The organism is Nocardia sp. N2S4-5 (assembly GCF_044628355.1).
Taxonomy (GTDB): domain Bacteria; phylum Actinomycetota; class Actinomycetes; order Mycobacteriales; family Mycobacteriaceae; genus Nocardia; species Nocardia wallacei_B.
Genome location: NZ_JBIUPM010000001.1, coordinates 1,713,226 through 1,726,490, shown reverse-complemented (window position 1 = coordinate 1,726,490; position 13,265 = coordinate 1,713,226). Strand labels below are relative to the sequence as shown.

14 protein-coding genes are annotated in these 13,265 nt (G+C 68.3%); 11 read left to right on the top strand and 3 right to left on the bottom strand.

The window, feature by feature from the left end; translation table 11 throughout:
- The first annotated feature begins 47 nt into the window (after nucleotides 1-47).
- The 3 genes from ACFMRZ_RS07435 to ACFMRZ_RS07425 are packed head-to-tail and all read left to right on the top strand — an operon-like array spanning nucleotide 48 to nucleotide 2,875.
- Nucleotides 48-584 carry a hypothetical protein gene (locus ACFMRZ_RS07435; protein ID WP_280365101.1) on the top strand — a complete coding sequence of 179 codons (537 nt, stop codon included), beginning with the start codon at nucleotides 48-50 and terminating at the stop codon, nucleotides 582-584.
- 39 nt (nucleotides 585-623) lie between these two features.
- A complete protein-coding gene (locus ACFMRZ_RS07430) occupies nucleotides 624-2,483 on the top strand; it encodes a type IV secretory system conjugative DNA transfer family protein (RefSeq protein WP_400178456.1) in 1,860 nt (619 codons plus the stop codon).
- Nucleotides 2,480-2,875, top strand: a complete 396-nt coding sequence (locus ACFMRZ_RS07425; protein ID WP_280274144.1) for a DUF4913 domain-containing protein — start codon at nucleotides 2,480-2,482, stop codon at nucleotides 2,873-2,875. Before ACFMRZ_RS07430 ends, ACFMRZ_RS07425 begins: the two co-directional genes overlap by 4 nt.
- Before the next feature lie 9 nt (nucleotides 2,876-2,884).
- Here ACFMRZ_RS07425 and ACFMRZ_RS07420 read toward each other — a convergent pair whose 3' ends face one another.
- Together ACFMRZ_RS07420 and ACFMRZ_RS07415 are read right to left on the bottom strand one after the other, a co-directional pair.
- Nucleotides 2,885-3,385, bottom strand: a complete 501-nt coding sequence (locus ACFMRZ_RS07420; protein ID WP_280274145.1) for a hypothetical protein — start codon at nucleotides 3,383-3,385, stop codon at nucleotides 2,885-2,887.
- A 442-nt stretch (nucleotides 3,386-3,827) separates the two neighbouring features.
- Entirely contained in the window at nucleotides 3,828-4,700 is an 873-nt protein-coding gene (locus tag ACFMRZ_RS07415) for a peptidylprolyl isomerase (RefSeq protein ID WP_400178455.1), read from the bottom strand.
- A 124-nt stretch (nucleotides 4,701-4,824) separates the two neighbouring features.
- On the opposite strand from ACFMRZ_RS07415, the gene hisS reads away from it, so the two are divergent.
- From hisS to ACFMRZ_RS07375, 8 genes are all read left to right on the top strand, one after another.
- The gene (gene hisS / locus ACFMRZ_RS07410; protein ID WP_280274147.1) at nucleotides 4,825-6,102 is read left to right on the top strand and encodes a histidine--tRNA ligase; all 1,278 of its coding nucleotides are present in this window, start codon (nucleotides 4,825-4,827) and stop codon (nucleotides 6,100-6,102) included.
- A gap of 46 nt (nucleotides 6,103-6,148) precedes the next feature.
- Complete coding sequence (locus ACFMRZ_RS07405; protein ID WP_400178454.1) at nucleotides 6,149-6,793, top strand: hypothetical protein; 645 nt, start codon at nucleotides 6,149-6,151, stop codon at nucleotides 6,791-6,793.
- A gap of 107 nt (nucleotides 6,794-6,900) precedes the next feature.
- On the top strand, nucleotides 6,901-7,908 hold the full coding sequence (locus ACFMRZ_RS07400) for a malate dehydrogenase (RefSeq protein ID WP_400178453.1): 1,008 nt from the start codon (nucleotides 6,901-6,903) through the stop codon (nucleotides 7,906-7,908).
- A gap of 135 nt (nucleotides 7,909-8,043) precedes the next feature.
- A complete protein-coding gene (locus ACFMRZ_RS07395; protein WP_400178452.1) occupies nucleotides 8,044-9,204 on the top strand; it encodes a ubiquitin-conjugating enzyme E2 variant in 1,161 nt (386 codons plus the stop codon).
- Nucleotides 9,201-10,361: a hypothetical protein gene (locus ACFMRZ_RS07390; protein WP_400178451.1), complete on the top strand. Its 1,161-nt coding sequence runs from the start codon at nucleotides 9,201-9,203 to the stop codon at nucleotides 10,359-10,361. The genes ACFMRZ_RS07395 and ACFMRZ_RS07390 overlap by 4 nt, the downstream gene beginning before the upstream one ends.
- Before the next feature lie 28 nt (nucleotides 10,362-10,389).
- Nucleotides 10,390-10,839 carry a hypothetical protein gene (locus ACFMRZ_RS07385; protein WP_400178450.1) on the top strand — a complete coding sequence of 150 codons (450 nt, stop codon included), beginning with the start codon at nucleotides 10,390-10,392 and terminating at the stop codon, nucleotides 10,837-10,839.
- A gap of 24 nt (nucleotides 10,840-10,863) precedes the next feature.
- Nucleotides 10,864-11,058 carry a hypothetical protein gene (locus ACFMRZ_RS07380; RefSeq protein ID WP_400178449.1) on the top strand — a complete coding sequence of 65 codons (195 nt, stop codon included), beginning with the start codon at nucleotides 10,864-10,866 and terminating at the stop codon, nucleotides 11,056-11,058.
- Nucleotides 11,051-12,235 (top strand): HesA/MoeB/ThiF family protein, encoded by a 1,185-nt coding sequence (locus tag ACFMRZ_RS07375; RefSeq protein WP_400178448.1) that lies wholly within the window; start codon nucleotides 11,051-11,053, stop codon nucleotides 12,233-12,235. The genes ACFMRZ_RS07380 and ACFMRZ_RS07375 overlap by 8 nt, the downstream gene beginning before the upstream one ends.
- 31 nt (nucleotides 12,236-12,266) lie before the next feature.
- Here the strand turns inward: ACFMRZ_RS07375 and ACFMRZ_RS07370 are convergent, their stop codons facing one another.
- A complete protein-coding gene (locus ACFMRZ_RS07370) occupies nucleotides 12,267-13,139 on the bottom strand; it encodes a TIGR03619 family F420-dependent LLM class oxidoreductase (RefSeq protein ID WP_280274150.1) in 873 nt (290 codons plus the stop codon).
- Between the last annotated feature and the right edge of the window lie 126 nt (nucleotides 13,140-13,265).

Sequence of the window (13,265 nt, the reverse complement as noted above, 5' to 3'; positions counted from 1 at the left end):
CGCTGTTGCCGAACCACCGGTCCCGCCGGATAACCTGGAAGAACACGGTGAAATACGCGAACTTGGTGGTGATGCTGGTGGCAGGCGTCGCGATGCTGACCGCGGGATGCGGCGGGGACGGGTCGGAGGCGGCCGTGCGCTCACCCACGTCCACGGTCCGGCAGCTCGAGGCGGTCCCCGCGCCGGATCCCACCACCCCCGACGGCGTGGCGGTGGCCGCCCTGCGGGAGATCTACACCTGGCGCCCGGCCGCCGAGGACCAGGGCGCCTCGCTCGCGCGGGCGCGAAAATGGCTCGGCCCCAGCCTGATCCGCACGCTGGACACGCCGCCCGGCGCCGAGACCCCGAAACCGACACTGCGCTGGGTGGATTGGGGCCGGGCGGGCGCCACGGTCGAGGCGTTCACCTTCGCGTCGGGCGAGAAGGCCCCCACCACCGGCGATCCCGACCACGAGCAGTACAAGATCGGAATCGAACAGACCGTCGTCTATCCGGACGGCCGGCGGGAGCCCTTGCCGCCGGCGACGGTGATCGCCACGGTCGCGCGCACCCCCGACGGCTGGCGGCTCGACGGATTCCGCTGAGCGTCACCCACGAATACGGTCTCACCCCAGGAGGCGGAGATGGCGAAGAAGGTACGGGACCCGGCCGATCCGGGCCCGGACGTATCGCTGTACATGATCTACATCGGTTTCGCGGTGGTCGGAATCGTGTGGCTCGCACTGCATCTCGGCAACCACATGTCGGTGACCAAGCAGGACATCCCGATCAACCCGATCGCGATCGTGGCGGGCCTGGCGCGCGGCAAGTACGAGTGGCCGCGCGCCTCCACGGTGATCCTGCTGCTCGTGGTCCTCGCCGTGGTGGCCGCGGTGGTGGTGCGCCGGCGGCTGAAGAAGAACAAGAGCAAGGGCGCCCTCCCGGTCGACGCCAAGGCCCAGTACATGGGCAACGGCGGCGCCATCTCGGCGCTCACCGCCGCCGGTGCGCGGGAGAAGGCCGAGCAACTCGGCGTGCGCCTGGGCTACGACGACGCCCCGGGCGTGCCGATCGGCGTCGCCGTCGCCGACGGCGTCCCGCTCTACGGCTCCTACGAGGACCTGCACCTGGACATCTGGGGCCCGCGCCAGGGCAAGACCACCTCGCGCGTGATTCCGGCCATCCTCGACGCGATCGGCCCGGTGCTGGCCACCTCGAACAAGCGCGACGTGGTGGACGCGACGCGAGATGTGCGGGAGGCCAAGGGATCTCGCACCTTCGTCTTCGACCCGCAGGGTGTGGCGGGGGAGCCGCCGACCTGGTACTGGGATCCGTTGCGGTGGGTGAACGCGCCGCACCCCGGCTGTGAGATGCGCGCCTCCCGCCTGGCCGGCCACTTCGCCGACGGCGACGACGGATCGGACCAGGGGCCGGACAACTACTTCGATCCCGAGGCCGAGGATCTGCTCGCGGGCCTGTTCCTGGCGGCCTCGGTGTCGCGGCGGTCGATCATCGACGTCTGGGAATGGGTCACCGATCCGAACAACGGTGAGCCGGTGGAGATTCTGCGCACCGCGGCGAGCCAGTACGGCGTCGAGGCCTACGGCCTGAATTTCACGGCTTCGGGCCTGGCGCAGCAGTACAACGCCGACCCGCGCACCAAGAGCAGCATCTTCGGTACCGCGAAGAAGATGGTCCGCTGCCTGAAACTGTCGAATGTGCTGCCCTGGGTCACCCGGGGCGCGGGCGACTCCCGGTACGAATTGGACGAATTGGAGTTCCTGGACGGCAACTGGACCCTCTATTGCCTGTCTCTGGAAGGCCGCGGTTCGGCCGGTCCGCTGGTGAGCGCGCTGACCGAAGCGGTGATCGAGCGGGCGATGGACAAGGCGTCGCGGTCGCGGGGCGGCCGCCTGCCGATCCCGCTGCTGGCCGTGCTCGACGAGGCCGCGAATATCGTGCGCTGGAAGGATCTGCCCAAGCAGTACAGTCACTTCGGTTCCCGGGGCATCGTCGTGATGACGGTGCTGCAGTCGTGGGCGCAGGGCGTCCGGTGCTGGGGCCCGTCCGGTATGGAGGCGCTGTGGGCCGCCGCGAATATCAAGGTGCTGGGCAGCGGAATCGACGACATCGGCTTCCTGACCGCCCGCTCGGAGGCGATCGGCGACTACGACTCGATCTCGGCGTCGGTCTCGGAATCCAAAGGCGGCAAGAGCTATTCGAAGTCGCTGGGGTCCTCGCGCACCCTCAATGTGAACGCGTTGGTGACGCTGCCGCGCGGCCGCGCGGTGGTCTTCTCCTCGGGTGCGCCGGCGACGCTGGTCCGCACGGTTCCGTGGTGGGACGGCGACTATTCTGACGAGGTGCGGCGCTCGATCGAGCGGCACGATCCGCAGCGGCAGCAGACCACCTTCACCGATCTGGTGGAGGAGCGCAGCAACTACGACGCGCCGCCGACGCCGCCCGAGACCTACGGACAGCCCGAGGAGGTTCGCCCGCTGTGAGCGACCAGCAACACGACCTGATCTACGCCGACGTCGTGGAATTCGTCGAGAATTACCTGAGTCTGATCTATCGCCGCCAGGTCACCGACCTCACGGACACCGTGTGGTGCCCGGAGTGGTGGAAGCATGCGGAGGCCGTGGTCCGGCTGCAGGCGCTGTGGCGGGCCTGGGAGCATCTGCGCCAGGACGAGACCACCGGGATGAGCGTGTGGTTCCTCGATCACGCGGATCCGCACATGAACAAATTGCTGGATCCGCGTGGGCCGTTCAAGTTCTGCAGTGTGCGCCACGGTCACAAGGAGATGCTCAACCCGCTGCCCCTCAAGTCACCGCAGCACGGCATGTTCGGCGACCCGACCATCGATCCGGCGGCGGAAGACTTTCGCTCCTGAGCGAGCCGCTCACTCGCGGACGCGGACGCGGCCGCGTTCTTCGATTTGCCGCGCGCGGGTGACCGCCGGGGACTCACCCGGCCGGGCGCGGACCGCCGCCTGGGGCGGGTGGGCCTGGCTGACCTCCATGAGCATGCGGACCGCCGCCAGCTCCGGTGCGACGCCGGCACGCTGCAGGTGGGCGGCCAGCGCCTGCCTGCGCTCGATCGAGTCGTACCGTTCCAGCTCCCGCACCTTGCTGCGCGCGGCCTGCCCGGAGCTGCGGTTGGTGCTCAGGCGTTCGGAGACGCGGTCCTTCTCCAGGGACACACCCCGTTCCAGCCGGGGCCGCTCCAGCATTCGCACCAATTCCAAGTTGCGCGGGTCCTTCGACTTGGCCTCGCGGGCGTCCCGGAGCATGCGCTCGCGAGCCTCCTTGACCCGCTCCTGGGTCACTTTCACGCGGGCCTCGGCTTCCCGTTGGCCACGTTCCCGGGTGCGCAGCGCGACCAGGGTCGCAAGCTGCAACATTTGCCTCATCAAAGCCGCTGTTTCGCGACCGATGTCGTCGAGTTCCTCGGCCATGCCTGCTCCCCGATGCTGCAGTGATCACTATGGATGATTGTGGTGCTTCGTCGTGGACAACGCCAGCCGAACGGTGGTTCGCGCGGTGCTGTCCCGCCTGCAAACGCGGACATCGGAACTACGTCTCGGTACATACCGCCCGGTAGGACGGGTACTACACCGCTCCGTACTCCGTTCTTCGAGGTTACCAGCGAAACGCAGGGCAGCCTTACCAGGATCGTGTACCGAAAGCATATATCGCACAATTCCGGCGGGGTGGCCGAAGCGCCGGACGTTCTTCGATATGAGGGTGCCCTCACCTAACGCGCGTCCCGGCGGCCGCGCGACGGGCCCGGCATCGGTCGATGCCGGGCCCGAAGTCGCGGCGGCCCTGAGCAATTCGCGCGGGTCAGGCGACCTTCACCGCATCGAAGGTGACCGGCAGGTTCGGCTTGCCGCCGCCCGGCCGCGGGTCCAGCGAGCCGTCGTCACCGGCCGCGGCGATCTTGTCGAGGGTCTGTAGTCCGGCCTCGTCGATGGTGCCGAAGATGGTGTACTGCGGCGCCAGCTGGCTGTCGCCGTAGACCAGGAAGAACTGGCTGCCGTTGGTGCCCGGCCCGCCGTTGGCCATCGCGATCACACCCCGCTTGTATTGCACGGGTGAGGGATTGACGGCCAGCTCCTGCTGGTCGAACTGGTCGGTGGGGTACTCGTTGTCGAAGACGTACCCCGGCCCGCCCTTGCCCTCGCCGGTCGGGTCGCCGCACTGCAACATCTTCAGGCCCTTCGTACTGAGCCGGTGGCACGGCGTGCCGTTGTAGTAACCCTGGTTGACCAGACTCACGAAACTGTTGACCGTGCACGGCGATTCGCCCGCGTTCAGGGCGATGCCGATCGGGCCCTGACTGGTCTGCACGGCGACGGTGTGCTGCTCGGTCGAGGAGACGTCGGCCTCCTTGGGCTTCTGCGCCGGTTTCGCCGCGGGCTGGCCGCTGTCGCGGTAGGCGCAGCTCACCGTCGCCGGCTTGGCCTGGGGCTCGGGCGGCGGCGGGGCCTGCGGGGTCTCCGACTGCGAGGTGTCCGGATCGGCCGCGGCGGCCGGGTTGTCGTCACCGCGGGTCAGGTAGTAGATCCCGACCCCGGCCGCGACCACCACGACCACGCCGAGCGCGGATCCGGCGATCGCGAGCCGTTTACGCTTGCGGGCCCGCTCGGCCTGCCGGGCCAGTCGTCGCTCCAGCTTGCGCTTGGCCGCCTGTCGCCGCTGTTCGTTGCTCGGCACTACCCAGTTCCTCCCGTTGCGGTCTGCTTACGGCCTAAGAGTGTGCCATCAGTACCTGAGAGGCGTGTCGGCCGCAACGGGTCGGTTGGACTATCCGCCGGGCGGTGAGGGAGACTGGGCGATCGTGACCAAGACCAGCAGCTTCACCGCCCCGAAGGGTTTCCCGGATTACCTGCCGCCGGCGTCGGCGCAGTTCGTCGCCGTGCGGGACGCGCTGGTGCGCGCCGCGCGGCTGGCCGGGTACGGGCATGTGGAGCTGCCGATCTTCGAGGAGACCGGGCTGTTCGTCCGGGGTGTCGGCGAGTCGACCGACGTGGTCAGCAAGGAGATGTGGACCTTCCCGGACCGCAAGAACCGCAGTATGACGCTGCGGCCCGAGGGCACGGCCTCGGTGATCCGCGCGGTGATCGAGCACGGGCTCGATCGCGGCGCGCTGCCGGTGAAGCTGTGTTACGCGGGCCCGTTCTTCCGGTACGAGAATGTGCAGGCCGGGCGGTACCGGCAGTTGCAGCAGGTCGGCGTGGAGGCCATCGGCGTGGACGATCCGGCGCTGGACGCCGAGGTGATCGCCGTCGCCGACGCCGGTTTCCGGTCGCTGGGGCTGGACGGGTTCCGGCTCGAGATCACCTCGCTCGGGGACGACACCTGCCGCCCGCAGTACCGGGAACTGTTGCAGCAGTTCCTGTTCGGGCTGCCGCTGGACGAGGAGACCCGGCGGCGGGCGGAGATCAATCCGCTGCGGGTGCTCGACGACAAGCGGCCCGAGGTACGAGAACTGACCGCCGCCGCGCCGCTGATGATCGATCACCTGTCCGAGTCGGCGAAGGCCCACTTCGAGCAGGTGCTCGGGCATCTGGACGCGCTCGGTGTGCCGTACGTGGTGAACCCGCGGATGGTGCGCGGCCTGGACTACTACACCAAGACGACGTTCGAGTTCGTGCACGACGGGCTCGGCGCGCAGTCCGGCATCGGTGGCGGCGGTCGCTACGACGGGCTGATGGCGGAGCTGGGCGGGCAGCCGCTGTCCGGCATCGGGTTCGGTCTCGGCGTGGACCGGGCCATCCTCGCGCTGGCCGCCGAGGGCAAGGCTGCGGCCGACCCGGCTCAGGTCGACGTGTTCGGGGTGCCGCTGGGGGAGGCCGCCAAGAGCCGCCTGGTCGAGCTGGCCGGCCGGTTGCGGGCCGCGGGCATCCGGGTGGATCTGGCCTACGGCGGGCGCGGGGTCAAGGGAGCGATGAAGGCCGCCGACCGGTCGGGTGCGAAATACGCTCTGGTGCTGGGTGATCGAGATCTGGCCGAGGGGGAGATCGGCCTGAAGGATCTGGCCACCGGCGATCAGCAACAGGTTCCGCTCGACGACGCGGTCACGGCCGTCACGGCCGCCCTGGCCGTCGATCGGTAGTACCGTCACGGGATACGGCCAGCCCGTATCGGACGAATGTGAACCCGTGACCGAAGACTCGAAACCCGAACGGCCGCAGGCGGTCGGCCTGGATCTGATCGCACCGGAGCTGTACGCGCCGATGCTGCGGCGGCTGACGGTGATCGCGACCGTCGTCGGCGTGGTCGTCGCGTTGCTGCTGGCGCTGCTGGTGAGCTGGCCGGTCGCGGTGCTGGCCGGGGTGATGCTCGGCGCGCCCACCGCGCTCTACGCCGTGTCGGTGCAGCGTCGGCGAATGTGGCTGGCGGGCACCGTGATCGAGGCGCAGACGCTGTTCGGACGGCGGCGGCTCGATATCGCCGCCGCCGGTGGGGTGGAGATTCTGGTCTACCCGGGGCGGCTGAGCCGCATCGTCCTGCGCATTACCGCCGATCGTGCGCGGCAGGTCGTCCCGCTGGCCATGTACGCCGACGGCGGTAGCGGGCGCGAGCTGCACATTCTGGGCCTGCGTACCCTCGCCGACGCCCTGGCCGCGAGCAAACTGGCTGCGGCGCTGGCGGTCTCGGACCTGCTGGTGGGCCAGCTGCGGGCCGAGGCCCGCGACGCCGCGCTGGGGGAGCGGCCGCTGTACCGCGCCGTGCAGCTGGTCCGCGCCAAGGACATCGTGCAGCCGGTGGTGCTCAGCGACAGTGAGATCGCCGCGCTGGAGTGAGGGTGACTGTCTACTTGCTCACGGCACGGGTTCGGGCGTGGTGAGTCTCGTTAGGGTTGGGGCCGAGACCATCGAGACAGAGGAGCCTTCGTGCGCGAGGAGTTGTCGTGAGCTATGCCGTCCGTCCGCCCGTGACCGTCACCGTGACCGGCGGCGCCGGTCAGATCGCTTACGGGTTGCTGTTCCGGATCGCGTCCGGGGCGATGCTCGGCCCGCAGACGCCGGTGCGGCTGCGGCTACTCGAGGTGCCCGCCGCGGTCGGCGCCCTCGAGGGCGTGGCGATGGAGCTGGAGGACGGCGCGTTCCCGCTGCTGCGCTCGGTGGACATCAGTGACGATCCGTGGATCGGCTTCGACGGCGCGAATATCGCGTTGCTGGTCGGGGCGCGCCCGCGCACGGCTGGCATGGAGCGCGGGGATCTGCTCGCCGCCAACGGCCCGATCTTCACCGATCAGGGCGCGGCCATCAACGCCGGCGCGGCCGACGACGTCAAGGTGCTGGTGGTCGGCAATCCGGCCAACACCAACGCCTACATCGCGATGAGCAACGCGCCCGACGTGCCCGCCGACCGCTTCACCGCGCTGACTCGGCTCGACCACAACCGGGCCATCGCCCAGCTGGCCGCGCGGACGGGCGCCCCGGCCGCCGACATCCACCGGGTGACGATCTGGGGCAACCATTCGGCCACGCAGTACCCCGACCTCGAACACACCACCGTCGCTGGCCGCCCCGCCCTCGAGGTCGTCGACGACACCGAATGGGTCCGTGACGTTTTCGTCCCGACCGTGCAGCAGCGCGGCACCGCGATCATCAAGGCCCGCGGCGCGTCCTCGGCGGCGAGCGCGGCCAGCGCCGCCATCGACCACATCCACGACTGGGTGCTGGGCACCCCCACCGGCGACTGGGTGTCGATGGCGGTGCCCTCCGACGGCTCCTACGGCGTCCCCGAAGGCCTGATCAGCTCTTTCCCCGTCACCTGCGCCGACGGCGCCTACACCGTCGTCCCCGACCTGCCCCGCACCGAATACGCCCGCGAGCGAACAGATCTCAGCATCACCGAACTGCGCACCGAACGCGACGCGGTCATCGACCTGGGCTTCGCCAAGCCCCGCTGATCCCTAGCGCCCCCGGGGGCACGGCCGCTCGCCATCGGGCCTTTGGACCCTGTTGCCCGATATCAGCCACCCATACTCTTTCCGCATCACTGTGGCGGCGGCCGACCGGCCGGATCATAGGGGGAGGGTGGTTCGGTGGAATGGTTCTGGGCGTTGATCGCTGGTCCCGCCTTGAAGACGGTGCTGGGGGCTTTGCCGAATCTGCTGGGCGAGCAGCTGCGGCAACGCGGGGTAATTCGCGAGGCGCGCGAGCGGGGGCGGCTGAGTGAGCTGGCCGAGGAACGGCGCAACGCCGCCCAGCTGGCGTACTCGGAGCAACGACATCGGCGAGAGCTGCTGCTCACGAAGTACCGGACTCGCACGGCGAGTTACCCTCTCGGAACGATCGGTCGCCTGCACGACGTGACAGCGGCCGACGATATCCGCCCAGCCGTGCTCGTGTCGCCGGTGCGGGGTGCTGCCGCGACCGTCCGGCCGTTGATCCACCGGGCGCTGCACGACATCGGCGAGTTTGCGGATTTCGCGCAATTGCACACCGGCGGGTTCGTGAGCGACCTCGGTATCACCCGGATCATCGACGGGTCGGTCGAGGCTTCGGAAATTGCCGTGCTGGAATTCCCGGGACACCCGTCGATTCTGCTCTATTTCGAGGAAAGTGCCGGTCGGGTGGACGCGTTCGCTCATCTCGGGTCGTTGTTCCCCTTGACGGACGGCAGGACCGGGTTCTCGCTGCGGATCGCCTCGTTCGGTTCGGGCGGTGGTGTGACGGCGCCGGGCGATGGCGCATTGCCGACGTGGCGATACGTGAACCTCGGCGAAATCGACTATCCCCCCGAAGAAGTCATCGCCACTGTCGTCACATGGTTCGTGGCGACCTGCGTGGAAACCTATTGGTCGCTGCGTGGTGCCGCGTCCCCGAACCTGCGGGCGATCGCGAACGGTCGGGCCGCCGGTAGCGCCGCCGCGAATTCGGCGCGGTCGGAGTCCGCGCTCTCGCTGATCGACCGGATCAACGACGAGGATTCGGTATTCGGCTGCCGGATCCAACAGGAAGCCTCCATGTTGCTCGAGCTCGGCTACGCCGACATCGAAACCGTCGAAGTCGGCCCGGACGGTGTGGCATTGGTCGTCTTCGGTCCGGCGTTGTCGTTGTCGTTCCTGCTCGACGCCGACTTTCCGGCGACGCCGCCGGAAATCTTCTACATTTCCGGCACCGAACGCGAACACATCCTGCTGGACGGCGCCACCTGGTCTCCCGAACACACACTGGCCGAGATCGTGGAGGCGATCGGATGAACGAGCACTATCCGGTGCGGGTTTACGAATCCGAACTGGCGCTGATCGCCGACGAAACCCGCGGCCATGTCGATCTGGAGACAGGTGGCAATCTGTTCGGCCTGTTCAGTCACGGCGGCGGGCCGACCGTCTTTCTCGCCACCCGCCCCGCGGGGCGGTTCCGGAAGACGCCGACGGCCCTGGAACTCGATCCCGGCATCACCCGGGAACTCGAGGAACTGGCGTGGAAGCGGTACGGCGTGCAATGCATCGGTATGTGGCACTCGCACCACTGGATCGGGCTGCTGGAACCGAGCAACGGTGATCGCGAACGCACACGGCGGTATGCCCAGAAATACGACCGCCCGCAATACACCGAGATACTCGCGAATTTCGTGGGTGAGCGACCGTCGCGGGCGGGCGAGGATGCCGCCGTCGTGCAGCTGACGCCCTTTTTTTATCTGGACGCTCGGAATCTGTCCCGCGCCGAATCCACCATCGAGGTGCTGCCGGGGATGAGCCCGCTGCGGCGGGAACTCACCGAGCACCAGCACGATTCGGCGTTGTCCGGCGCGCTGCGCCCGCCTGTCCGGTTGCCCAACGGCTGCTACCGATTGGCCGGTTCGGCGGGCACCGGCGCCTCGGCACGGGGGATACGCCGGCTGTTCGGCGGCGCCGCAACCGGTCGTACCGGCCCGGAGTTCTACCAGGAGGTCGCCGACGACCAGCGCGGTCTCGACGAGCCCGGCAAAACCCTGGAGCCCGAAAGGGATTCGCGTGCCGAAGAGACGAGTGCCCGGGCGATCGAACCGCCCGGTCCCGCGCCGCAGCCTCCGGCGCCCGAAGGCGCGTGGGTGCAGTCCGCGCATCTGCGGCCGATCCCCGACCTGACCGACTTCGTGACCCGGTATCTCGAACCGGTATTGCAGCGACTGGCGGGGCAATACGAGGTGCAGCTGGACATCATCGACGCGGATCGGCTCGCCGTGCTCATCCATCGACCTCGCCATCACGCCCAGGCGTTGCTGCTGGTCGGCTGGGACGGCACGGCCGCGGTCGCTTTCGGTTGCGAGGTGGTGGTGGCCTCCCAGGTGGAGCGCTTGCCTCCCGACCGGGGCGTCTCCGGGCTCGATGGGCCACTCCAGTGGAGCCTGAGCCGTCTGGCCAGGTTGCCGTAACGCCACCAACCGCGTCGAGGAGCATGAGATGGCTTGGGCCCCATACCAACAGCATCGGCTGGGCCACGAAAGGGCCGCGCTGCGGCGACATTTCCCGAACTTCCAGTTCTACGACCCGTCCGGCCGGACCTACGTGCGTGGCACGTGGTTCAGTAACACCGCCCGCCGGTACGACATCCGGATCGCGATCCCGCCCGGCTATCCCGACGAATGCCCGAGCACCTACATCACCTATCCGTCGCCGCTGCGCGACTGGACCGGGCTGCAATCGCTCGAGTCGTTCGGCACCAGCCACCACATGCACATCTGGCAGACCGACCGGCCCGGCTGGGTGAGGATCTGCACGTATCGGCCGGAGAACTGGTCGGCGGCCCACTCCATGATCAAGATCATTCGCAAGGGGTTGCTGTGGATCGTGGCGTACGAATGTCACCTACAGGACGGCGCGCCCTTGACGAACTTCCTACTCGACGACTGAGGACAACAGTGCAGAGGAGACGCTATGTCCAGCGATAAACACCACGACCTGCGTGCGTTCATGGAACAGGCTCGTGCACAGGGCGCGCCACCGGCCGGCAAGCGCATGGTGCTCAACCCGGTGACCGGCAAGTTCGAGGTCCGGTCCGTCGGTGAACCGGTCGGCGACCAGGTCGCGCAGGTGGATGCGGAAGATATGAAGGCGTTCGGTCGTGACTGAGCGGAGCCCGCGCCATCTCGTCTTCACCGCCGCGGCGCTCGATACCGTCGCGCGAATCGGCGAGCGCCCGATCGGGCTGGCCATGGAACTGCGCGACGACGGTGACCTGGGGACGGTCACCGGCCGCGGCGGACACGACGTGCTCGTCTTTCCCCACGAACCGGAGCGGACCGCGACGGGAGCGCCCGTGCTCTGCTGGTCCTCGGACCATGGCGTGCTCGCCCGCCGCGTCGATACCGGGGACCGGATCGACACCACCGCGGCCGTAGCGGACGCCGGAACGGGCTTCGAGCGAGTCCACAGCGCTCTCGAAACCGACGTGCTGGCCGCCAAATCCGTCGCGGTGCTCGGATTGGGCTCGGGCGGCAGCTTCATTGTGCGCGAACTCGCCAAAACCGGTGTCGGCCGGTTTCTGCTCGTCGACAACGATCGCCTGGAAGTCGGTAACGTCACCCGCCACGAATGCGGGCTGTCGGAGGTCGGGAGGCTGAAGACCAACGCCGTGCGCGACCTTGTCGCCGATCGCAACCCTCGCGCCGACGTGCACACCAGCACCTTGACCATCGACGGGACGACGCTCGGCACGCTGCGCGGCCTGATCCGGGACATCTCGGCCGACCTGGTGGTCTGTGCCACCGACAATCGCGAGAGCAGACTGCTGATCAACCGGCTCTGTCTGGAGGAGCAACTGCCCCTGTTGCTCGGCGGTGTCTACCGCCGCGCGTACGGCGGCATCGTCCAGCGGGTGGTGCCCGGAGTCACGCCATGCTACCAGTGCTTCGTCCAGTCGCTTCCCGCCCACGCCGCCGACAACGAGGTCAGTAGCGCCACCGATGCCGCCCGCTACTCCTACACCGATCGTCAGACAGCCCCGCAACCAGGACTGTCGGCCGACATCGTGCCCATCGCGCTGCACATGACCAAGTTGGCGTTGCTGGAACTGCTCGACGGGGCGTCACCGGCGTTCAACACGCTCGCCGCCGACCTGGTCGCACCGATTCACCAGTGGATCAACAGACGAGAATTCGCCCACGTGAACCTCGAACCGCTGGGTGTCACGATCGATGAGCAGACGGTGCTGCGCTGGTACGGCGTGCTCCTGCAACGTCTGGACGACTGCGCGGCGTGCGGCAGCGGCACACGTTTCAGCGCGGAGTCGGCGCTGTTCGCCGGATGAGTCCGCAGCGCAACAACTTCGCTGGATCGGGTCAGTCGCACTTGGCGATGACGGACTCCGCGTAGCGCTGGAGGTTGGAGATCTTGGTTTCCAGGGGTTCGGTGTCGGGGCCGGGGGTGTAGGGGTAGCGAAAGCCGACGATGACGTCGGTGACGCCCTTGTCCTCGAGGCGCTTGATGCCGTCGGGGGTGTAGGCGTCGAGGGAGGCCACGTGGATTTCGAACGGGCCGGTGCGGTCGCTCTGCGCGCGGAGTTCGGTGAGCCGGGTGAGCATGCGGTCGAGGTCGTCGGCGTCGCCGCCGGCGTGCATCCAGCCGTCGCACAGGCGGACCGCGCGGCGCAGCGCGGCGTCGCTGTGGCCGCCGACGAGGATCGGCAGGGGTGCGGTCGGGGCGGGGGTGATCTTGATCTTGGGGATGTCGTAGAACTCGCCGTGGTATTCGAAGTACTCGCCGGTGCACAGGCCGCGCACGACCTCGATGCACTCGTCCATGCGCTTGCCGCGCCGCTCGAACGGCACGCCCATGATCTCGAAGTCCTCCGGCCACGGGCTGATTCCCACGCCGAGCACGAACCGGTTGTTGCTGAGATACGCCAGCGAGGCGGCCTGCTTCGCGACCAGTACCGGCGGGCGGATCGGCAACTTGATCACGAAGGGGTTGAACCGCAGCGTCGTGGTCGCAGCCGCGAGCGCCGCGGACAGGACGAAGGTCTCGATGAAGGGCTTGCCGTCGAGGAACTCCCGCGACCCGTCGGGGGTGTACGGGTAGGTCGAATCCGATTCCGCCGGATACGCGATGCTGTCGGCGATCGACATGCCGTGGAATCCGGCGGCCTCCGCAGCCTGCGCCAGCGGGATGTAATACGCGGGATCGGTCATCGCCTCCGCATAGGTGAAGCGCATCGAGGCATCCTCTCGGCTCAGAACTAGAACGAATTCCAATTTAGCCGAGATGGTAGCCCGGACCGAACGGGGCTGTCAGGGGATCGGCCGATGCCTTCCGCTCGGGAGCGTATTTCGCTGGCAGAG